Here is a 21,082-nt window from a genome sequence, read left to right as displayed (position 1 = left end):
CACGACCACGCCGTGCTGCGTGTGCTCACGTCCATTCGTAGCATGAGCGACGCCATGGAGCGCATGCACAGCGGGATGAAGGGCGACATGGCGATGAACGCCTCGGACGTCGCCGCACTGCGGCTGCTGGTCATCCGGGAGCGCACCGGGCGTCCGGTGAGTCCGCGCGACATCGCCCAGCACCTGCGCATCAGCACTGCGTCCACCACCAAGCTGCTGGACCGGCTGGTCGAGTCGGGCCACGTCGAGCGCCGGCCGCACCCGAGCGATCGGCGGGGGCGCGTGGTCGTGCTGACGGATTCCGCACGGGCAGCGTTCTTCACCGTGTTCGGCGCACGCTTGCGCGCGATGCGCGAGGTCGCCATGAGGTACGACGGGCATGATCTCGACGTGATCGCCCGATTCCTCGACGATCTCGGCGAGGCCATGGATCCCGCAGCCACAGAGAAGCGGGAGACATGAAGAAGGGCGCCCCCTCGTCGGGGACGCCCTTCTTCTTTCTGTTGCGGGGACAGGATTTGAACCTGCGACCTCTGGGTTATGAGCCCAGCGAGCTACCGAGCTGCTCCACCCCGCGGCACAAGAAATAGCCTAACACGGGTTTCGAGTGGGTCGTGCCACAGGCCGCCTCGGGTTGCCGCGACGCGAGCCGCGCGAAAGGATGAGCGCATGTCCGATCGCCCCGAAGCAGACTCCGTGGCGGACCGCGCCGAGGGTCGCGACGAGACCCGCGAGGAGCGCGCCGACCGCAACTGGAACGAGGTGCTCCAAGAGCTGCGCGTGCTGCAGACGGGCACGCAGATCCTCACCGGCTTCCTGCTCGCCCTGGCCTTCCAGCCCACCTTCGCCGAGCTGAGCGCCGGGCAGCGAGCCGTGTACCTCACGCTGGTGGTGCTGGCAGCCCTCAGCTCGATCATCGCGCTGGCCCCCGTCGCCCTGCACCGCGTGGTGTTCCAGCAGGGTGCGAAGCCGGCGGTCGTCCGCTACGGCCACGTCGCCCTCATCACCGCTCTGCTCACGGTCTCCGTGCTCATGGTCGGGGTGGTGGCGTTCGTCTTCGACGTCGTCGTCGGCGGATCGGCTTTCTGGTGGGCGCTCATCCTCCTCGCCGCGGTCATCGTCGCGCTGTGGGTGCTGGTCCCGGCACTGATCCGCGCCCGCGCGAGAGAGAGGGGCGGCGCCCGATGACGGACACCCTGGGAGTGGGCGTCGCGCAGTTCGCGCCGACCGCCGACACCGCGGCGAACCTGGACGCCATCGACCAGCTCACGGCCACCGCGTCCGCCCGCGGGGGGCGTGTCGTCGTCTTCCCCGAGTACTCGAGCTACTTCGTCGACCCCTTCGACGAATCGCTCGCCGCCAACGCCGAGGAGCTCGACGGCCCCTTCGTGCAGGAGCTCGCACGGATCGCGGCCGCACATGATGTCGTCGTCGTGGCGGGCCTGCTCGAGCGGGCGAGCGACGAGGCGCGCGTGCGCAACACGGTGGTCGCCGTCGACGGGGCGGGCCTGCAGGCGCACTACCGGAAGATGCACCTGTACGACGCGTTCGGGCAGCGCGAGTCGGACTGGGTCGAGGCGGGGGAGCCGGCGCCGCCGCAGACCTTCGCCTGCGGAGGTCTGACGTTCGGACTCATGACCTGCTACGACCTGCGCTTCCCCGAGGTCGGACGGCTGCTCGTGGACGCCGGCGCCGAGGTGTTCGCGGTCCCCGCCGAGTGGGTGCGCGGCCCGCTCAAGGAGCACCACTGGCGCACGCTCCTGCATGCCCGCGCCATCGAGAACACGGTGTTCGTGGCAGCGGCCGATCACCCGCCGCCGCTCGGGGTCGGTCACTCGCTGATCGTCGATCCGCAGGGCGTCGAGCTCGCCGCGGTCGGTACGTCGACCGATGTCGCGGTCGCACACCTCGACGTCGGCGCCATCGATCGTGTCCGCCGGGTCAACCCGGCGCTGCGGCTTCGGCGATTCGCGGTCAGCCCCCGGTGACCCCGGATCCGGCCGCCGAGGCGAGGCGGGATGCCGCGTCCTCGAGCACGTCCACGCGTTTGCAGGCCGCGAAGCGCACGAGCGTGGCGTAGTCGGCTCGGCGTTCGGCTGTCGCGAACGCCGTGAGGGGGATCGCCACCACGCCTGCCCGCTCGGGAAGCCCGCGGCAGAAGTCCGCGGCATCCGTCGCGCCGAGCGGCGCCGCATCGGCCACCGTGAAGTAGGAGCCGGCAGGCGTGGACACTTCGAAGCCGGCGGCCCGCAGCCCGGCGCCGAGCAGGTCGCGCTTGGCCCGCAGCGTGTCGGCGATGCCGCGGAAGAAGGAGTCCGGCAGCCGGAGTCCGGTCGCGATGGCCGGCTGGAACGGGCTGCCGTTGACGTACGTGAGGTACTGCTTGACCGCGAGCACGGCGTCGACGAGCGGGGCGGGCCCGGTGACCCAGCCGATCTTCCATCCGGTGGTGGAGAACGTCTTGCCACCGGACGAGATGGTCAGGGTCCGGTCCCAGGCGCCGGGGAGGGTGGCGATCGGCACGTGCGGCTCGTCGAAGACGAGATGCTCGTAGACCTCGTCGGTGACGATGAGGGCATCGTGGTGATGGGCGAGCCGCACGATCTCGTCGCGCACCTCGGAGCCGAAGACGGCTCCGGTGGGATTGTGCGGGTCGTTGACGAGGATGAGGCGCGTGCGGTCGCCGACCGCGGCGCGGAGCTCGTCGAGATCGGGCTGGAAGTCCGGCCACCGCAGCGGCACCGTGACGAGCTTCGCGCCCGCGAGCGCGACGACGGCCGCGTACGAGTCGTAGTACGGCTCGAAGACGACCACCTCGTCATCGGGCCCGTCCAGCAGCGCCAGCAGCGCTGCGGCGAGCGCCTCGGTCGCGCCGGCAGTGACGAGTGCGTCGCGGGCCGGGTCGATGTGCAGGCCGTAGAAGCGCAGCTGGTGCTCGGCGACCGCGTCGAGGAGATCCGGGATGCCGCGACCCGGCGGGTATTGGTTCACGCCGTGGGCGATCGCGGCGCGGGCGACCTCGAGCACCTCGGCCGGGCCGTCCTCGTCGGGGAACCCCTGTCCGAGGTTGATCGCGCCGGTGCGGGCCGCGAGGGCAGACATCTCGGCGAAGATGGTGGGGTGGATCGACCCGTCCGAGCCGACGAGTCCGGCACCGGCCGCCGTGCGGTGCCACGCTCCGGGGATCTGTCGCATCGCTTCACCGTACCGGGCGGGCTCATCCCCGTTGCATAGGCGAGTCCCATTCCCGACATAAGAAACGCACAGCATCGGTGGGCACAGTTGTGAGTGCTTGGCAGAAGGAGCAATCATGAGCGACATCCAGGGCGACCGCCCGGAAGACCACGTCCCCGCCGACGCGTCGGGCACGCCCGATGACACCACGGCGCCGAGCGTCACCCCTGCACAGCCCGCCGTGCCCGCCCAGCCGGCGGCCGAGGCCGCCGCCCAGCACCGCGCGCCGACCCAGCCGGTTCCCCCGGCGGGGTATCCGGCCGGCGGCCACGCGTACGCACGTCCGCAGGGGTATGCCGGACAGCCCGCGCCGCACCCCCACTCCTACGCGGGGCAGGGCGGCGCATCCGGTCCCGGTGCCGCCTTCGGCGTCGCGTCGGCCGACACCATGCCCACGCTGCCCATCGACGGCGGCGACCGCGGCACGGCCACGGCGCAGGCTCCCAAGAAATCCTCCGGCGCCGGCAAGGTGGTCGGCCTGCTCGTCGCCGCGGCCATCGTGGGAGGCGCGGCCGGCCTCGGCGGCTCGTACGCCGGCGTGAACTGGTTCACGTCCGCGGCGACGTCGCCCGCCGCCGGCCCGAGCACCGTCACGGTGAACGACTCCGATTCGGTCAACGAGACCACCGGCATCGCGGCGAAGGTCGTGCCGAGCGTGGTGACCATCTCCGCGACGGGCTCGGCGGGAGCCGGAACCGGCTCCGGCGTCGTCCTCTCCGAGGACGGCTACGTCGTGACGAACACGCACGTGGTGACCCTCGACGGGGCGACCGGCGACGCGCAGGTGCGCGTCACGACGGCCGATGGCCGCGTGTACGACGCCGAGATCGTCGGCACCGACCCGACGTACGACCTGGCGGTCATCAAGCTCCAGGATGCCGAGGGTCTGACCCCGATCGACTTCGCCGACTCGAGCGACCTGAATGTCGGCGACACCACCGTGGCGGTGGGGGCGCCGCTGGGACTGGCGAACTCCGTCACCGAGGGCATCGTGAGCGCCCTCAACCGCAGCATCCAGATCGCGTCCTCCGCCGCGCCGGACACCGGGGACGAGAACCAGGACCAGCCGGAGGAGAACGGGCAGGAAGGGCCGTTCCGCTTCGACTTCGGCCAGGGCGACCAGCAGTCGACGGCGACCGAGAGCATCTCCATCGCGGTGATCCAGACCGATGCCGCGATCAACCCGGGCAACTCCGGCGGCGCGCTCGTGGACTCCGAGGGCAGGCTCATCGGCATCAACGTCGCGATCGCGACCGCGGGCGGTGCGTCCGCCGACGGCTCCGGCTCGATCGGCGTCGGATTCGCGATCCCGTCCGACATCGTCGAGCGGATCACCGACGAGCTCATCGAGAACGGCGAGGCCACGCACGGCCTCCTCGGCGCGACCGTGCGGCCCGCGGCATCCGTCGAAGGATCGACCATCACCGGTGCGTACATCAACGAGGTCACCGACGGCGGCGCGGCGGCGTCGGCGGGCCTCGCCGCGGGCGACGTCGTGACCGGCTTCAACGGCGTGCCCGTCACCGACTCCACCGACCTGACCGCGCAGGTGCGCGGCGCTGCCGCCGGAAGCGAGGCGGAGGTCACCTTCGTCCGCGACGGGGAGACGCAGACGGTGACCGTCACGCTGGGCGCGCTCGAGCAGTAGGCGGGACGCACCGGGGCGCCATCGCGCGAGCAGGATAGGCTCGCGTGATGGCGTCCTTCTCGTTCGGCGCGGGGAATGCGCGGAAGCTCGCGACGATCCCGCTGTATGCCGCAGGACGCATCCTCACCCTCGTGGTACCGCGCTCGCGCGACGAGTGGGTGTTCGGCTGCGCCGTCGGCATCGCCGACGGCGCGCTCGCCCTCTGGGACGCCGCCGCCGCCGACGGCTGGCGCGCCGTGTGGCTGGTCGGCAGCGCGCGAGAGGCGCGGGATGCCGCAGCCCGCGGCATCCCGAGCGTCCCCAAGCGGTCGCTGCGGGGACTGTGGCGCACGGCGCGGGCGCGGGTGGTCGTCGTCACGCACGGCTACGGCGACGTGAACCGCTACGCCGTCTCGGGCGCCTTCGTGGTGCAGCTGTGGCACGGGATCCCACTGAAGCGGATCGGCCTGGACTCGCCCGAGACCCTGCGGCTGCCGCGCGCCATCGCGCGGACGCCGGCGGCGCGGCCGGCGCATGCGATGCTGCGGGCGATGTACCGCGGTGCCGCGCGCCGGATCCGCCTGCTCCCCGCCGCGTCGCACCTCGTGCGGGGCCGGCTGGAGTCCGCGTTCGCGCTCCCCGACGACGCCGTTCCCGTCACCGGCGAGCCTCGCGTCGACGTGCTGTCCCGCGGCACCTCGGAAGACCGGCGCGTGCAGGCCCGCACGGCGATCGCGCGGGCCGTGCCGCGGGCCGAAGGGTCCGGGCGACTCGTGCTGTACGCGCCGACGTGGCGCGACGGCGCGCCCGACCCGGCGATCCCGACCGCCGCGGAGTGGGCGCGGATCCTCGGCGTCCTCCGCCGCCACGGAGCGACGCTCCTCATCCGCTCCCATCCGCTCGGCGCCGGCGACTACGTCCCGCCCGTCACGACGGATCTGGTGCAGTCGCTCGGGAGCGATCTGGTGGCCGACGTGACCCCGCTGCTGCCCGGGCTCGACGCCCTCGTCACCGACTACTCCTCCCTCGCGTTCGACGCAGCCCTCGTGCCGCTCCCGACGCTGTTCCTCGCTCCCGACGTCGTCGACTACGCGAAGCGCCGCGGGTTCTACGGCGCATACCGGGATGTCGCGGGCGACGAGTGGGCCGTCGACTGGAGCCAGGCGGCCGCGCAGCTGGACGCGCTCTTCGGCGACGAGTCGGAGCGCGAGCGGCGCGTCGAGCACGCCATGGCGCTCAGCGCGCGTGTCCACGCGCACCGGGACGGCCGCAACGCCGAGAGGGTGTACCGTGCGATTCTGGCCGGTACGGCCGCCCACGCCCGCCCGAGGGAAGGAAACGGATGACCGACGCGCGCTTCACGACGGACGGCGGACCTGCGCTCGTGCTCTCGGGCGAGGGCGAGCGGCCGGCGACCGTCGAGCTCGTGGGCGCGCGCGCCCGGGTGGTCGCACGTCTGAGCGGCCGCGGCAAGACGTGGCGGGCGACGCTGCCCCTCCGCGCCGCGCGATGGGGCGGCCCCGAGCTGCCGCTGCCGACCGGGACGTACGAGGTCCGGGTGACGGACGCCGCGGACCGGGGCATCCCTGCTCCCGACGCGCTCCCGCTCACCCAGCTCGGAACGCTGCGTGCCGAGCTCGAGCAGTGGACGCTGCGCGTGGGACCGCCGATGGACCCCGCCTACGACTCCGGCGAGGGACAGGATGCGCTCGAGCGCCGCTACGCCACCCGTCCGGCGTCCGGGTTCGAGAACGCGGTGTTCTTCGAGAGCTTCTACGGGCGCAACGCCAGCTGCAATCCGCTCGCGATCGATCGGGAGCTCACGCGCCGCGCGCCGGGCGTGACGCGCTACTGGAGCGTCGTGGATCTCTCGGTGGCAGTTCCCGAGGGCGCGATCGCCGTCGTCGAAGGCACCCCGGAGTGGTGGCGGGCGCGGGGCGCCGCGCGTCTGCTCGTCGTGAACGACTGGCTCCGCCGGCGATTCGCCCGGCGCAAGGGGCAGGTCGTGCTGCAGACGTGGCACGGCACGCCCCTCAAGCGGCTCGCCCTGCACCGCCCCGGCTTCGACCCGCGGCGCATGGCCGCGGTGGTGCGAGAGTCGCGGCGCTGGAACATCCTGCTCGCGCAGAACCCGTATGCCGCCCGCATCCTCGGCAAGGCGTACGCGTTCCTCAGCCGGCCGATCTGGGTGGAGGGGTATCCGCGCAACGACGTGCTCGCGAGCGGCGACGGGACCGCGACGCGCGGCGCGCTCGGGATCCGGCCCGGTGAGCGCGTGCTGCTGTACGCGCCGACGTGGCGGGACGACCGCGAGCAGATCGTCGACTTCGTCGACCCGGTCGCGCTCGCCGCGGCGACGGACTCCGTCGTGCTGGTGCGCGGGCACTCCCGCACGCTCCTGCCGGGTCGCGACGCCGAGGGACCGCGCGTCATCGACGTCACCGGATTCCCCGACACGTCGCAGCTGCTGCTCGTCGCCGATGCGCTCATCACCGACTACTCGTCGGTGATGTTCGACTTCTCGGTGACAGGCAAGCCGATGTACTTCCTCGTGCCCGATATGGAGCACTACCGCGGCGAGCTGCGCGGGTTCTACTTCGACCTCGCCGAGCACGCGCCGGGCCCCATGGTGCGCACGCAGGACGAGCTCGCCGCCGCCCTCGCCGGTGACGACCGCGAGCGCTACGCGGAGAGGTACGAGCTCTGGCGGGCGAAGTTCAACGCCCGCGACGACGGCCACGCCGCCGAGCGCGTGGTCGCCCGCATCCTGGATCAGGGGCTCATCGAGCCCTGAGACCCCGTCAGGGCAGCGGCGTGTTGCGACTGCCGAGCCGCGAGGTGTCGACGGTGTCGTGGGCGCCGCGGATGATCCCCACGACGAATCCCCAGCCCCACGCGAGGTGCATCGTGGGCAGAACCGCCGCCGTCCAGAGCTTGTCGCGCCAGCCGCGCCCCCCGCCCGGGCCGAGCGCCACGCCGATGACGAGCGCGGCGTACACGACCAGCGGCACATAGACGACGGATGCCGCCACCGACCACCACCCCTGGAGCACGCCCGTCAGCTGCAGGGCCGCCACCACCACGGCGAGCAGGATCATCAGCACCAGGAGAGGCGGAGCGAAGAAGCGCAGCGAGTTGCCTCGACCGAAGCGCCGCACCAGCTCGCCGCGCCACCGGCCGGTCGCCGCGAACTGCCGCACGAGCCTCGTCCAGCTCTCTCGCGGCCAGTACGTGACCGCGAGCGCCGGATCGAACCACACCCGGTAGCCCGCGCGACGGATGCGCAGGTTGAGCTCCCAGTCCTCGCCGCGGCGGATGCTCTCGTCGAAGAGCCCGACCTCGTCGAGCACGGCGCGCCGCATGACGCCGAGGTAGGCGGACTCCGCCTCGCCCTCCTGCGTGCCGCCGTGGTACGCGCCGCCGCCGAGGCCGATGGGGGAGTTGTACGCGCGGGCGACGGCTCGCTGGAACGGGGTGCGGCCGTCGGCGCGCATCACCCCGCCCACGTTGGCCGCGCGCACGCGGTCGAGCGACGCCAGGGCCCTACGGGCGTAGCTCGGGTCGAGCTCGGAGTGCGCGTCGACGCGCACGACGGTGGGGTAGCGGCCGGCCCGGATGGCGAGGTTCAGCCCGATCGGGATGTCGGCCGCCGGGTTGTCCACGAGGATGATCCGCTCGTCCTCCCGGGCCAATTCCCGCGCGAGCTCCGTCGTGCCGTCCGTCGAGGGGCCGAGCGCAAGGACGAGCTCGGTGGGTCCCGGCACGTCCTGCGCGAGGACGGTCTCCACCGCCCGGCGCAGGTAGCCCCGCTCGTTGAGCACCGGCATCACGAAGCTCACACCGGCGTCCGGCGGGACGATCGGAGCGTCCCTGCGCCCGTGTTGCTCGACATGCACGCGTCGATCATGTCACGGGTGCCCTGGGTAGGCTGGACGGGTGGCACTGGTCTCGGACGGCAGGAAGGCGATCGCGCTCGTACGGAAGGCGGTGCGCAACCGCTCCGCCGTCATCGACGTCAGGCGCACGCAGTCGGCCGGGCCGCAGCATCCGCCGTTCCACTACCGGGTGGCGGTGTACTTCGCCGACGGCGCGGTCAACATGTACCAGATGCGGCAGTGGTACAAGCCGCTCGCCGGGCTGGCCAAGACGTGGCCGGTCGTCGTGCTGAGCCGGTCCGCGACGGGCGCGCAGGCGCTGCTGGCAGACGACGCCCTGCCGGTCGCGTTCGTGCCGACGGTGCGCGATCTGGAGCGCTTCATCTCCACGCAGGACATCCGCGTGGTGCTCTACGTGAACCAGAACACCCGCAATTTCCAGATGTTCCGCTACGGCCGACGCTGGCACGTGTTCATCAACCACGGCGAGTCCGACAAGATGTACATGACCACGAACCAGTACAAGGCCTACGACTACGCCATGATCGCGGGCGACGCGGCACGGGAGCGGCTGTCGCGGGTGCTCTGGGACTACGACCTCGACCACAGGGCGATCGCGATCGGCCGCCCGCAGGCCGACCACTACTCCGGGGCGCTGCCGTACACGCCCGACGACCGGACCGTGGTGCTGTACGCGCCCACGTGGGAGGGCGACCGGCCGTCGGCCCACTACGGGTCGATCGTCACGCACGGCGAGGCGCTCGTGGCGGCGCTGCTGCGCACCGGTCGCCATCGCGTCATCTACCGGCCCCACCCTCGTTCGGGGGTCGTGAACGCCGAGTACGGCGCCGCGAACCGGCGGATCATCGCCGCCCTCGCCGCAGCGAACGCCGCCGATCCTGCGGCGCAGCACGTGTTCGACGACGGCCCGGACCTCGGCTGGCAGCTGTCGGCCGCCGACGTCGCGGTCGTCGACATCTCGGCGATGGTCTACGACCGGCTGGCGGCCGACAGGCCGCTGCTGATCACGCGTCCGGCCGACCCCGCGGCCGCCATCGACACCCACGGCTACCTGTCGGCGTGCGAGTGGCTGACCGCCGCGGGCGCCCCCGACATCGTCGCGCAGACCGAGCGGGTGCTGGACGACCCCGACGCGGTGGCCCGCCTCGAGCAGTGGGTCTCGCGCTACTTCGGCGACACGACGCCGGGCGCCGCGACCGCGCGGTTCCACGCCGCCGTGCAGCGGCTGATGGACGAATGGGACGCGTGGTACGCCCGCTCGGTCGACGAGCGCGACGACGAGCCCGAGGACGAAGCCGAGCTCGACGACGAGGGCTGAGGCCACGCCGGTCAGGCGACCGCGGCCGGACGCCCGACGAGCCGCGCGACGGCGCCGAGCGGGATCGTGACCCACGTGGGGCGGTTGCGCGACTCGTAGATCGCCTCGTACACGGCCTTGTCCAGTTCGAGCGCGGCCAGCAGCGGATGCCGGGGGTCCAGGTCGCCCCGCGAGGCGGCGGCGTATCCGTCCACGAACGCCTGACGCGCTTCGCGCGCCCATCCGCGCACGGCCTCGGTCGACCGCGAGGGATCGTCCCGCCGCAGCGAGCCGGCGACATAGTCGAAGGAGCGCAGCATGCCCGCGACGTCGCGGAGTGCGAGATCCGGCTGCGTGCGCTCGGTCATGGGTCGCAGCGGCTCGCCCTCGAAGTCGACGACGATCCATCCGCGCTCCGGAGAGTGCAGCACCTGCCCCAGGTGGTAATCGCCGTGGATGCGCTGCAGCGCCGGCCACGGCACCTCCAGCGCCCGCCGGTACACGGCCCCCGCGGCCTCCCGCTGCTCGGCGATCTCGGGCACTTCGGCCATGGCGATCGAGAAGCGGCGCTCCCATGTCGCCGCGGTGGCCGCGCGGTCGGCCGCCGTGGCTGCCCGTGTGGGAAAGCACCTGGCCAGCGCCAGATGCACCCCGGCCGTGGCCGCGCCCAGAGCATTCGCGCTGTCGCGGAAGTCGTCGCCGCGCGCGGCGGCCCGCAGTGCGACCCGCCAGGCGTCCTCGACGTCGGGGAGGAACTCCTGGGCGAACGCCAGGGAGCCGCGCACCGAGCCGTGCGCCGTCGTGAGGTCCGGCCACGTGCCCTCGATGGATCCCACGGGCAGCGCGACGTGCGCCGAGCCCGATGCCGCCAGCGCCTCCTGCAGCTCGATGTCGGGGTTGAGGCCGGCGTGCAATTGGCGGTACACCTTGCAGATGATCGGCATGCCGTCGCCCTCGTACACGAGGGAGGTGTTGGACTGCTCGCCGCTCATCACCCGGGCCGACCTCGCACCGGGGTGCCCGCCCGACGCGGAGGGGCGTCCGAGCGCGAGGGTCTGCGGCCCTCGTGCGGTGCCGCCCTCCGCGATGAGTCGCAGGAGCGCTTGGGCGTAGGCCGGATCGTGCGGCCCGTCGATGAACGTCGCGCCCGGCGTCGGACTGCCCACGATGTGATCCGGATCGGCGTCGACGGTCTCGGTCGCCCGCTCGACGATGGGGATCTGGTAAAGCACCGCCGGAAGCGCTCCCTCGTCGGCCACGAGGAACGTGCGCACGCGCACGCCGCCGTCAGCGGGGGACAGATCGTCCTCGGGATCGTCCGAGCCCGGGGCGAGATCCCACCAGGCCACCAGCCGCAGGCTGGGTGGCCGCCCCTTCGCGGCGTACCACCGCTGGCGCGGCATCCACGCCGCCAGGCACGCCAGAGTGCTGTCCATACCTGCGAGCGTATGCCCGCGCAGGTGGCGTGTCGAGGAGCCGCATGCAAGCGCTTTCAGCATCCGCTGACGATCGGGACGGGGTGCGCGCTCAATCCTCGTCGGGCGGTGCTTCCAGCGCGGGCTTCCCGCGGCGCACGATCCTGCCCACCGCCGAGGTGCCGCGCGAGACTCCGCCCGCGACGGCCGCCCCCGCACGGCGGATGCCGCGCGAGGCCAGTCGCTCGACGCGGTCGGCGCCGGGCCGTGGCTCCAGCTCGACGGGGAACTGCCACGGCGGTGCGCCGAAGGCGCGACGGGCGCCGACGAGCACCCGTCGGCCGAGGATGTGGTTGCCGGCGCCGCCGATCGCGGCGCCGATGCCGAACGGCAGCGCCTTGCCGATCCACGACGCCCCGCCGCGCACCGCGAACTGGTGGATGAACGAGTTCTTGAGGCGGTCGACGAGGGGCCCCACCGCGGCGCGGGGGATCGTCTTGGTCACGAGCTCGCCCCAGTAGCGGTCCCGGGTGGGTCCGCGGCCGGCTGCCTGCCCGGCGAGCTGGGACACGAGGTCGACGCCCTCCTTGCCCAGCATGAGCGTCAGCACCAGCGCGCGTGCGCGGTCGGGATCGGCGACCGGGATGCCGTGCACCTCGGTCACCGATTGGGCGAAGAGCGTCGTCGCCTCGAGGAAGCCGACGGTCTCGACGCCGCTCAGCGCCAGCGTCACCCCGGTGCCGATGCCGGGCACGACGGCCGTCGCTCCGACCGCGGCGCCGCCCGTCGTGACGGCGGCGAGGTACCGGCGCTCCAGGATGCGGACGATCTCGGCGGGGGAGGCGTCCGGATGCCGCAGGCGGATGCTGCGCAGATGCGCCAGCACCACGGGGCGCTGGATCGCCAGCACGCGGTCGAGCGCGCGGATCGTGAGAGGGTGCTCGTCCGACCCCGTGGGCGGCAGACCTCCCTGCCACGGCGCGTCGCCGGGAAGCGAGTGGATGCGGTGAACCTTGTCGGTCATCGCGCCGAGTCTATGCGCCCGATCCGGACCGCCGACGTGGGGTTGACAGGTCGCGCCCGGCGACTCAGACGAACAGGTTCGCGCGCTCGAGGTCTTCGGCGAAGTCGACCTCGACGGCGTAGAGGTCCGAGATGTCCAGCGGCAGGAGCCGAACGCCGTCCTCGGCGATCGCGAGCTCGAGGCCGCGCTCGAAGTAGTCCTGGTCGTCGACGCGCGTGAGGTGGCGCATGAAGGACTTCTTGTCGGTGCTCGAGATGTAGTTGATCCCGACGGCCTCGCCGATGCCGCCCTTCACGGTCTTCGAGAGCTCGTTGATGAAGCCCTCCGGTGTGACGGTGTACTTGACCTCTTCGTCGCTGACCTTGGAGGTGTTGACCGTGACGAACGACTGGTCGCGTTCGATGAGCTCGATGGCGCGGCCCAGCACACGCGGGTCGAAGACGACGTCGCCGTTCATCCAGAGCACGCCGCCCTTGCCGGTCTTGGCCAGGGCGCGGAGGAGGCTCTTGGAGGTGTTCGTCTGGTCGTACCGGTCGTTGTAGACGTAGTCCACGTCGGGGAAGGCCTCGACGATCGTCTCGGCGCGGTAGCCGACGACGGTCGTGATCCGGGCCTCGCGGCCGAAGGCGGCGCGGATGTTGTCGTGCTGCTGCTGCATGATGCTGCGGCCGTCGCCGAGCTCCGTGAGGGGCTTGGGCAGGCTGCGGCCGAGACGCGAGCCCATTCCGGCTGCGAGGATGACGGTCTGAAGGGTCAAAGTCTGCTCCTGAGTGCGTGATTCACTGCCGGTTCACCGGCCCGACACCCCTTCGTGCCTGCACCATGGTAGCGAGAGGGACTGGGAAGGTGCAGAATGCCGCCTGCCCGTTGCCGTTTCGTGACTTTCGCTGTAAGCCGCCACGCGCCGGAACGAACCGCCCTTCGATCAGCACCGCTTGGTACCGTGGTCCGGTGACAGCCTCCCTCCCGGTGCCGAATGACATCGATCCGGAAGAGCCGGACCGTCACACCGACGCGCGTGTCGTGCGGCTCCCCGACACCGCGAAACCGGCGTCCGAGAAGCCTCGCAAGCCCGGAAAGCCGCGCAAGGGCGGCGGCTCCCAGGCGAGCAGCGCCGCCGAGCCGGGACCGCCCCCGCTGCCGAGCGATCTCGCGCGGGCCGCGAGCGCCGCGGCGGGCATCGTCGTGCCGCCGCGTCCGCCGCTGCCCGCGTCGGAGGCAGAGGCGCCGGCAGCGACCGTGACGCAGGAGGCGGCATCCGTCATCGCCGATCCCGATCGTCGGCCGGTCTCCGATGTCAGCGCCCTCGAGCTCCGGGGCGTCACCAAGAGCTTCGGCGCCACGCACGCCGTGGACGGGATCGACCTGACGGTGCCGGCCGGCACCTTCTACGGCCTCGTCGGTCCCAACGGCGCGGGCAAGACGACCACGCTGTCGATCATCGCGGGACTGCTGGTGCCGGATCGCGGGACGATCCGCGTCGGGGGGATCGACGCCGCCGCCGAGCCGCTCGCCGCGAAGCGTCTGATGGGCGTGCTGCCCGACCGCCTTCGCACGTTCGACCGGCTCACCGGGCGCCAGCTGCTCTACTACTACGGCGTGCTGCGCAAGCTGCCGCCTGCCGTCGTCGAGAGCCGGACCGCCGATCTCGCGCGGGCGTTCGACCTCGAGGACGCGCTCGGCCGAAGCGTGTCGGACTATTCCGCCGGCATGCTCAAGAAGGTGATGCTCGCGGGCGCGCTCATCCACTCGCCGCGCCTGCTGGTGCTCGACGAGCCGTTCGAGGCCGTCGACCCGGTCTCGAGCGCGATCATCCTCGACATCCTCTCCACCTATGTCGCGCACGGCGGCACGGTCGTCCTCTCCAGCCACGGCATGGAACTCGTGGAGCGCGTGTGCTCGCGGGTCGCTGTGATCGTGGCGGGGCAGGTGCTCGCCGAGGGCTCCGTCGAGGAGGTCCGCGGCGAGCTGACGCTCGAGCAGCGCTTCGTCGAGCTGGCCGGGGGCCTCAGCGACGTGGAGGGCCTCGAGTGGCTGCATACATTCTCCGACTGAGGGTCGCGCTGCTCTTCGGCGCGCTGCGCGGCGACACCCGCCACGTCGTGCGCGTCGTCAGCGGACTCGTGCTGCTCGTGGCCGCCACCATCGCGGTGTGCTGGGGGATCCTGACCCTGCGCGACGCGCCCGCCGACGAGGTGCTGGTCGTCACGGTGCTCGGCGGCTCCGCGGTGACGCTCGGATTCGCGCTCGCGCCTCTGTTCGCAGCCGTCGACGATCCCCTCGACCCGCGCCGGTTCACGCTGTTCGGGCTGCCGCCCGGCCGGCTCGCCGTCGTGCTCGCGGTGGCGGGCCTCATCAGCGTGCCGATCATGGTGCTCGTCGGGGTCGCCGTCAGCGCGGCGGTCGTGTGGGAGGAGCACTGGGTGGGCACGCCCGTGACGGTCTCCAGCGTCGTGCTCGGGGTGCTGACCTGCCTTCTCCTGGCCCGCGTCTGCATGGCGCTGGCCTCGCTGCACCTCCGCGAGCGGCGGTCACGCGAGCTCTCCGGCGTCTTCGTGCTCGTCGTGCTCGTGGTGGTCGTCCCGGTGGGCGTCTTCCTCGCCTCGCTGGAGTGGCAGGGCGCCGTGCCGCCGCAGCTTCTCCAAGCGGTGCGCGCCCTCGCGCTCACGCCGTTGGGCGCCGCGTGGGCGCTGCCGGGGATCGTGGAGTCCGGTGGCGACCCGTGGCCGTCGGCCCTGGTGGCCGCCGGCACCGTGGCGCTGCTGGCTGTCCTGTGGATGTGGATCGTCCGGCGCGTGCTGACCACGACCGAGCGGCCGGCCGCCGGCCGGGTGCGGGGCGGGCTCGGCTGGTTCGGCGTGGCACCGGGCACGCCGGGCGGCGCCATCGCGGCGCGGAGCCTCGTGTATTGGTTCGGCGATCGACGCTACGTCGTGAACGGGATCATCATCCCCTTCGCCGCCCTCGTGACCGCGGTGCCGCTGCTGGTCGCCGGCGTGCCGCCCGAACTCGTCGCGCTCGTGCCGGTTCCGTTCGCCGCCCTGCTCCTCGGCTGGCTGCCGCACGACGACCTCGCCTACGACTCGACGGCCGTGTGGATGCACATCGCCAGCGGCGTGCGGGGCGTCTCGGACCGGGTCGGCCGCCTCGTCCCGGTGCTGCTCGTCGGCGTGCCGCTGCTCGCCGTCGCGGTGCCGGTCGCGATCTCCCTCCATGGGCGCTGGGCGATGCTGCCCGCCCTCGCCGGCGTCTGCGCCTCGCTGTTCCTGTGCGGCCTGGGCCTGTCCAGCATCTCTTCTGTCGTCTCGCCGTATGCGGTGTCGCGTCCGGGCGAGAGTCCGTTCCAGCAGCCGCAGCGCACGAGCGCGCGGGGCGGGATCGCGCAGGCTGTTGTGATGGTCGGCTCGCTCGTCCTCTCGGCGCCGGTCGTGTGGTGCGCCTGGCTCGCGCTGCAGGGAGACGCGGTCGCCGCGACGACCGCGCTGTGGGGCGGTCTCGCGATCGGCCTCGGCGTCCTCATCGTGGGCGTCACCGTCGGCTCGCTGGCGTTCGAGCGTCGCGGCGGACGTCTCATGGAGTTCGCGGAGTCGACATGACGCCCCGAGGACCGAGCCGAGCGCGGTCCCCGCGGGTACACTGACAGACCATGAGCACCCCGCTGGACAGCCCCGACCAGGGCGGTATCGCGACCCTCGATCGCGAGCTCGAAGAGCTCCTCAAAGAAGAGAACATCGAGCCGGGTGACCATGAGCGCTTCTCGCACTACGTGAAGAAGGACAAGATCCTCGAGTCCGCGCTCACCGGCAAGCCGGTGCGCGCGCTGTGCGGCAAGAAGTGGACTCCCGGTCGCGACCCCGAGAAGTTCCCGGTCTGCCCCACCTGCAAGGAGATCTACGAGTCCCTCCAGGGCTGACGCCAGGCATCCCGGCAGCGGGCCGGCCGTCAGTCGGCGTCGGTGTAGACGGTCGGGAGCGCCGGGTCGGAGCGACTGAGCGCGAGCCCGCGCACCGGAAGCTCCTCGCGCACACGCGCATGGTGGGCGCGCGCCCCCTCGACGCCCGCCGGACCCTCGAAGGAGGCGTCCGGTTCGCCGTCGACAACCAGCTCCACCTGGAGCGGGCGGGCATCCGGGTGCGCGGCCGCCGTCTGGAGCTCCTCGAAGCCGTCCGACACGACGATCAGCTCACTGGTCGCCGTGCCTTCGTCCAGCGTGCGGAACGCCGCCTTGCGGCCGCCCTTGGAGCCCTTGTCGGTCGACGCCTTCGCGACCGCCACCCAGCCGCCCTCGGCATCCTGGCGGGCGACGAGCTTGTAGACCATGCCCGCCGTCGGCGTGCCCGACCCGGTGACGACCGAGGTGCCCACGCCGTACGCGTCGACGGGGGATGCCGCGAGTGCGGCGATCGCGTACTCGTCCAGGTCGCTCGTCACGGTGATCCGCGTGCCGGTCGCCCCCAGTTCGTCGAGCTGCGCGCGCACCTCCGCGGCGACGGTGGGCAGGTCGCCGGAGTCGATGCGCACCCCGCCGAGATCCGTCCCCGCGATCCGGATCGCCGTCTCGACCCCGGTGCGGATGTCGTAGGTGTCGATGAGGAGCGTCGTGGAGACGCCGAGCGCCTCAACCTGCGCGCGGAACGCGTCCTCCTCGGTGTCATGCAGCAGCGTCCACGAGTGCGCGGCGGTGCCCATCGTCGGGATGCCCCACTGTCGGCCCGCCTCGAGGTTCGAGGTCGCTCCGAACCCGGCGATGTACGCCGCGCGGGCCGCCGCGACGGCGGACTGCTCCGCTGCCCGCCGGGAGCCCATCTCCGCGAGCGGGCGGTCCCCGGCGGCGATGCTCATGCGCGCCGCCGCCGTGGCGACCGCGGAGTCGTGGTTGAGGACGCTGAGCGCCAGCGTCTCGAGCACGACGGCCTCGGCGAACGTGCCCTCGATCGTGAGGATGGGGGAGCCGGGGAAGTACAGCTCGCCCTCGCGATACCCGGTCACCGAGCCCGTGAACCGGTAGCCCTCGAGGAAGTCCAGGGTGGCGGCATCCACCACCTTCTCGTCGCGGAGCCACCGCAGCTCGTCGTCGCCGAACCGGAAGTCGCGGATGAGCGACAGCAGCCGCCCGGTGCCCGCGACGACGCCGAAGCGCCGCGCGCCGGGCAGGCGCCGGCCGAACAGCTCGAACACGCACCGGCGCTCGCCCGTGCCGTCGCGCAGGGCGGCGTCGATCATCGTGAGCTCGTAGCGGTCCGTCAGCAGGGCGGTCGAGGGACTCATGCGGGTCAGCCTAGCCAGCGCCTGGCGTAGGCTGGGGCATCGTGAATGACGCGCCGATCGGAATCTTCGACTCCGGTGTCGGCGGACTCACCGTCGCCCGCGCCGTGTCGGCGCAGCTCCCGCGCGAGTCGATCCTCTACATCGGAGACACCGCCCGCTCGCCCTACGGTCCCAAGCCGATCGCCGACGTGCGTCGCTACGCCCTCGAGGTGCTCGACGATCTCGTCGCGCAGGGCGTGAAGATGCTCGTGATCGCATGCAACACGGCCTCTGCCGCGATGCTGCGCGACGCGCGCGAACGGTACGACGTCCCGGTGGTGGAGGTCATCAACCCGGCGGTGCGCACCGCCATGTCGACGACCCGCAACGGGCGCGTCGGCGTGATCGGCACCGCCGGCACGATCAGCTCGGGCGCGTACCAGGACATGCTGGGCGTCAACGAGCGGCTCACGGTCTTCGCGCAGGCCTGCCCGCGCTTCGTCGAGTTCGTCGAGGCCGGCGTCACCGACTCGCCCGAGGTGCTGTCGGTCGCCGAGGAGTATCTGGCACCCCTGCGCCACGCGGAGGTCGACACGCTCGTGCTCGGGTGCACGCACTACCCGTTCCTCGAGGGCGCGATCAGCTACGTGATGGGCCCCGACGTGAGTCTGGTGTCCAGCGACACCGAGACGGCGAAGGACGTCTACCGCCAGCTGGTCTCGCGCGACCTGCTCGCGGGGCCGGATGCCGAGCCCCGCCACGTCTACGAGGCCACCGGTGCGTCCGCGGACGAGTTCCTGCGACTGGCCCATCGCCTGATGGGCCGCGAAGTCAGCGCGGTGCGCCTCGTGCAGACCGGCGCCATCGACCTTCCGCATCGCCTCGGCTGAGGCATCCGCACCCTCCCGGAGGAGACACATGACCGACATCACCCGCGCCGACGGGCGCACCGTCGACCAGCTTCGCCCCATCACGATCGAGCGGGGCTGGTCGAGCCAGGCCGAGGGGTCGGCCCTCATCTCGTTCGGCGGCACCAAGGTGCTGTGCACGGCCTCGTTCACCAATGGCGTGCCGCGCTGGCTGACCGGCAAGGGCAGGGGCTGGGTCACCGCGGAGTACGCCATGCTGCCGCGCGCCACCAACGAGCGCAACGACCGTGAGAGCGTGAAGGGGAGGGTCGGGGGACGCACGCACGAGATCTCGCGCCTCATCGGACGCGCGCTGCGCGCGGTCGTCGACACGAAGGCCCTCGGCGAGAACACCATCGTCATCGACTGCGACGTGCTGCAGGCCGACGGCGGCACGCGCACGGCGGCGATCACCGGCGCCTATGTCGCGCTCGCCGACGCCATCGAGTGGGGCCGCGGCAGGAAGTTCGTCGGGCAGAAGGCGAACGTGCTGTTCGACTCGGTGTCGGCCGTGTCGGTCGGCATCATCGACGGTGAGCCGATGCTCGACCTCGCCTACGTCGAGGACGTGCGCGCCGAGACCGACATGAACGTCGTCGTCACCGGTCGGGGGCTCTTCGTGGAGGTGCAGGGCACGGCCGAGGGCGCCCCGTTCGACAAGCGGGAGCTCGACGCGCTGCTCGAACTCGGCGTCAACGGCTGCGCCGAGCTCCGCGAGCACCAGCTGGCCGCGCTCGGCGGCGGGAGCGCCGGGTGACCGCGCAGCCCGACCAGATGGCCGAGGTCATCGCCCAGGCCCTGGCCGAAACGGCCGGTGGCGAGGAGGCGCTGAGCAAGATCGTGCTCGCGACGCACAATCCGCACAAGGTCGAGGAGTTCCAGGCCATCGTCGCGGCGACGCGGCCCGATCTGCTGGTCGTGGCTTACGACGGCCCGGAGCCCGTGGAGGACGGCGTCACGTTCGCCGAGAACGCGCTGATCAAGGCGCGGGCGGCGGCAGAGCACACCGGTCTTCCCGCGCTCGCCGACGACTCGGGCATCTGCGTGGACGTGCTGGGCGGCGCCCCCGGCGTCTTCTCGGCGTACTGGGCCGGCCACGCGAAGGACGCCACGGCGAACCTGAGCCTGCTGCTGGACCAGCTCTCGGACATCCGCGACCCCCACCGCACCGCGCAGTTCGTCTCGACGATCGCCCTGGTGGTGCCGGGCGACGGGTCGCGTGAGGGCGTCGTCGAGGGAGTGTGGCCGGGCCGCCTCGCGACCGCGCCGGCGGGCGACGGGGGGTTCGGCTACGACCCCGTGTTCATCCCCGACGGGCAGCCGGAAGGCGAGGAGCGCACCGTCGGCGAGTGGACGTCGCTGCAGAAGAACGCGTCGTCGCACCGTGCCCGTGCCTTCGAGGCGCTGGCGCCCCTCCTCGCCGAGCTGTGACGCGCCGGCCGCGACTGAGAATCAGCATCGTTCCCGACTGCGCCGCACGCGTCGTCGGGCGGCGCGCCCGGGCTTAGCCTGGGCTCATGCACGACCACGCGCCCTCGGGCATCCGGGGGACCGGCAACCGCCGGCTCCTCGCGATCTCGCTCGCCATCACGGCGACGGTGATGGTCGTGCAGGTCGTCGGCGCGGTGCTGTCGGGCTCGCTCGCGCTGTTCGCCGACGCGGTGCACATGTTCACGGATGCCGCAGCCCTCGTGATCGCCCTCATCGCGAGCGTCGTCGCCGCGCGACCGGCGAACGACCGCCGGACCTTCGGCTACCAGCGTGCGGAGGTCTTCGGCGCCCTGATCAATGCCGTCATCCTGATCGTGCTGTCGGTGTGGGTGGCGGTCGAGGGCGTCACGCGACTGATGCACCCCGGCAAGACGGAGCTCGCGGGCGGGCTGATGCTGGTCGTCGCGATCGTCGGGCTCGTGGCGAACGCGGTGGCGCTGTGGCTGCTGAGTGCCGCGCAGCGGCACAGCATCAACGTCCGCGGCGCCTACCTCGAGGTGCTGGGCGACCTCATCGGATCCGCCGCGGTGATCGTCGCGGCCGTCGTCATCGTCACCACCGGCTGGTTGCAGGCGGATGCCATCGCCTCGCTGCTCATCGCGGCGATGATCGTGCCGCGCGCGATCGGCCTGCTGCGCGAGGTCGTGTCGGTGCTCACGGAGTCGGCGCCGCAGGGCACGCACGTGAAGGAGATCCGCGAGCACATCCTCTCGACCCCCGGAGTGATCGACGTCCATGACGTCCACGTCTGGCAGCTCACCCGCGGGGCGCCGGTGTTCACGGCGCACGTCGTCGTGGACGACGCGGCCTTCGCCGACGGCCGGTCGAGCCGCATCCTGAGCAGGCTGCAGACCTGCCTCGCCGAGCATTTCGACGTCGAGCACTCGACCTTCCAGCTCGAGCCTGCCGGGCACGTGGAGCACGAGGCCCACGCCTGACGGCG

At 72.2% G+C, this 21,082-nt stretch carries 20 protein-coding genes and 1 tRNA gene; 14 read left to right on the top strand and 7 right to left on the bottom strand.

All coding sequences use genetic code 11. The features are described from left to right. The first annotated feature begins 42 nt into the window (after positions 1-42). On the top strand, positions 43-462 hold the full coding sequence (locus ACFRAL_RS12415) for a MarR family transcriptional regulator (RefSeq protein ID WP_336396792.1): 420 nt from the start codon (positions 43-45) through the stop codon (positions 460-462). Between the two features lie 41 nt (positions 463-503). On the opposite strand, the gene ACFRAL_RS12410 is transcribed toward ACFRAL_RS12415, so the two are convergent. After that, a tRNA-Met gene (locus ACFRAL_RS12410) sits at positions 504-577 on the bottom strand. Positions 578-669: 92 nt separating this feature from the next. Between ACFRAL_RS12410 and ACFRAL_RS12405 the strand changes: the two genes are divergently transcribed. Beyond that, on the top strand, positions 670-1,188 hold the full coding sequence (locus tag ACFRAL_RS12405) for a DUF6328 family protein (RefSeq protein WP_378883285.1): 519 nt from the start codon (positions 670-672) through the stop codon (positions 1,186-1,188). Next, positions 1,185-1,988 carry a carbon-nitrogen hydrolase family protein gene (locus tag ACFRAL_RS12400; RefSeq protein WP_378883282.1) on the top strand — a complete coding sequence of 268 codons (804 nt, stop codon included), beginning with the start codon at positions 1,185-1,187 and terminating at the stop codon, positions 1,986-1,988. Before ACFRAL_RS12405 ends, ACFRAL_RS12400 begins: the two co-directional genes overlap by 4 nt. Here the strand turns inward: ACFRAL_RS12400 and ACFRAL_RS12395 are convergent. After that, on the bottom strand, positions 1,975-3,195 hold the full coding sequence (locus ACFRAL_RS12395; RefSeq protein ID WP_336396796.1) for an aminotransferase class I/II-fold pyridoxal phosphate-dependent enzyme: 1,221 nt from the start codon (positions 3,193-3,195) through the stop codon (positions 1,975-1,977). The two genes, ACFRAL_RS12400 and ACFRAL_RS12395, sit on opposite strands and share 14 nt — an antisense overlap. Positions 3,196-3,310: 115 nt before the next feature. Between ACFRAL_RS12395 and ACFRAL_RS12390 the strand changes: the two genes are divergently transcribed. Genes ACFRAL_RS12390 through ACFRAL_RS12380 form a run of 3 tightly spaced genes read left to right on the top strand, consistent with a single transcriptional unit; the run spans position 3,311 to position 7,655 of the window. Further along, positions 3,311-4,882, top strand: a complete 1,572-nt coding sequence (locus ACFRAL_RS12390; protein WP_378883277.1) for a S1C family serine protease — start codon at positions 3,311-3,313, stop codon at positions 4,880-4,882. Positions 4,883-4,929: 47 nt separating this feature from the next. Continuing rightward, positions 4,930-6,207, top strand: a complete 1,278-nt coding sequence (locus ACFRAL_RS12385) for a CDP-glycerol glycerophosphotransferase family protein (RefSeq protein ID WP_378883275.1) — start codon at positions 4,930-4,932, stop codon at positions 6,205-6,207. Then, positions 6,204-7,655 carry a CDP-glycerol glycerophosphotransferase family protein gene (locus ACFRAL_RS12380; protein WP_378883272.1) on the top strand — a complete coding sequence of 484 codons (1,452 nt, stop codon included), beginning with the start codon at positions 6,204-6,206 and terminating at the stop codon, positions 7,653-7,655. The genes ACFRAL_RS12385 and ACFRAL_RS12380 overlap by 4 nt, the downstream gene beginning before the upstream one ends. 7 nt (positions 7,656-7,662) lie before the next feature. On the opposite strand, the gene ACFRAL_RS12375 is transcribed toward ACFRAL_RS12380, so the two are convergent. Next, positions 7,663-8,688 (bottom strand): glycosyltransferase family 2 protein, encoded by a 1,026-nt coding sequence (locus ACFRAL_RS12375; protein WP_378883341.1) that lies wholly within the window; start codon positions 8,686-8,688, stop codon positions 7,663-7,665. Between the two features lie 109 nt (positions 8,689-8,797). Between ACFRAL_RS12375 and ACFRAL_RS12370 the strand changes: the two genes are divergently transcribed. After that, positions 8,798-10,075: a CDP-glycerol glycerophosphotransferase family protein gene (locus ACFRAL_RS12370; protein ID WP_378883269.1), complete on the top strand. Its 1,278-nt coding sequence runs from the start codon at positions 8,798-8,800 to the stop codon at positions 10,073-10,075. A gap of 11 nt (positions 10,076-10,086) precedes the next feature. Here the strand turns inward: ACFRAL_RS12370 and ACFRAL_RS12365 are convergent, their stop codons facing one another. The 3 genes from ACFRAL_RS12365 to ACFRAL_RS12355 all read right to left on the bottom strand — a co-directional run bounded on the left by ACFRAL_RS12365 (position 10,087) and on the right by ACFRAL_RS12355 (position 13,250). Next, positions 10,087-11,490 carry an aminoglycoside phosphotransferase gene (locus tag ACFRAL_RS12365; RefSeq protein WP_378883266.1) on the bottom strand — a complete coding sequence of 468 codons (1,404 nt, stop codon included), beginning with the start codon at positions 11,488-11,490 and terminating at the stop codon, positions 10,087-10,089. 91 nt (positions 11,491-11,581) lie between these two features. Then, positions 11,582-12,493, bottom strand: a complete 912-nt coding sequence (locus ACFRAL_RS12360) for a hypothetical protein (protein WP_336396802.1) — start codon at positions 12,491-12,493, stop codon at positions 11,582-11,584. A 64-nt stretch (positions 12,494-12,557) separates the two neighbouring features. Further along, positions 12,558-13,250, bottom strand: a complete 693-nt coding sequence (locus ACFRAL_RS12355; protein ID WP_336396803.1) for a phosphocholine cytidylyltransferase family protein — start codon at positions 13,248-13,250, stop codon at positions 12,558-12,560. Between the two features lie 194 nt (positions 13,251-13,444). On the opposite strand from ACFRAL_RS12355, the gene ACFRAL_RS12350 reads away from it, so the two are divergent. The 3 genes from ACFRAL_RS12350 to ACFRAL_RS12340 are packed head-to-tail and all read left to right on the top strand — an operon-like array spanning position 13,445 to position 16,406. Continuing rightward, positions 13,445-14,548 carry an ABC transporter ATP-binding protein gene (locus tag ACFRAL_RS12350; protein ID WP_378883261.1) on the top strand — a complete coding sequence of 368 codons (1,104 nt, stop codon included), beginning with the start codon at positions 13,445-13,447 and terminating at the stop codon, positions 14,546-14,548. After that, positions 14,524-16,089, top strand: coding sequence for a hypothetical protein (locus tag ACFRAL_RS12345; protein ID WP_378883258.1), 1,566 nt, complete (start codon positions 14,524-14,526; stop codon positions 16,087-16,089). Before ACFRAL_RS12350 ends, ACFRAL_RS12345 begins: the two co-directional genes overlap by 25 nt. Positions 16,090-16,139: 50 nt before the next feature. Then, a complete protein-coding gene (locus tag ACFRAL_RS12340; protein ID WP_109210754.1) occupies positions 16,140-16,406 on the top strand; it encodes a DUF3039 domain-containing protein in 267 nt (88 codons plus the stop codon). Between the two features lie 29 nt (positions 16,407-16,435). Here ACFRAL_RS12340 and ACFRAL_RS12335 read toward each other — a convergent pair whose 3' ends face one another. Continuing rightward, complete coding sequence (locus ACFRAL_RS12335; protein ID WP_378883255.1) at positions 16,436-17,761, bottom strand: nicotinate phosphoribosyltransferase; 1,326 nt, start codon at positions 17,759-17,761, stop codon at positions 16,436-16,438. A gap of 41 nt (positions 17,762-17,802) precedes the next feature. Between ACFRAL_RS12335 and murI the strand changes: the two genes are divergently transcribed. From murI to ACFRAL_RS12315, 4 genes are all read left to right on the top strand, one after another. After that, positions 17,803-18,630, top strand: a complete 828-nt coding sequence (gene murI, locus ACFRAL_RS12330) for a glutamate racemase (RefSeq protein ID WP_336396808.1) — start codon at positions 17,803-17,805, stop codon at positions 18,628-18,630. Between the two features lie 28 nt (positions 18,631-18,658). Further along, positions 18,659-19,405 carry a ribonuclease PH gene (gene rph, locus ACFRAL_RS12325; protein ID WP_336396809.1) on the top strand — a complete coding sequence of 249 codons (747 nt, stop codon included), beginning with the start codon at positions 18,659-18,661 and terminating at the stop codon, positions 19,403-19,405. 17 nt (positions 19,406-19,422) lie between these two features. Beyond that, positions 19,423-20,079 (top strand): RdgB/HAM1 family non-canonical purine NTP pyrophosphatase, encoded by a 657-nt coding sequence (gene rdgB, locus ACFRAL_RS12320; protein ID WP_378883338.1) that lies wholly within the window; start codon positions 19,423-19,425, stop codon positions 20,077-20,079. An 86-nt stretch (positions 20,080-20,165) separates the two neighbouring features. Further along, on the top strand, positions 20,166-21,077 hold the full coding sequence (locus ACFRAL_RS12315; RefSeq protein ID WP_378883251.1) for a cation diffusion facilitator family transporter: 912 nt from the start codon (positions 20,166-20,168) through the stop codon (positions 21,075-21,077). Positions 21,078-21,082: the final 5 nt, after the last annotated feature.

The sequence above is a fragment of the Microbacterium sp. NPDC056736 genome (assembly GCF_042790415.1).
Classification (GTDB): Bacteria; Actinomycetota; Actinomycetes; order Actinomycetales; family Microbacteriaceae; genus Microbacterium.
The sequence above is the reverse complement of the archived record's forward strand: the minus strand, read 5'-3'. Positions and strand labels throughout refer to the sequence as shown.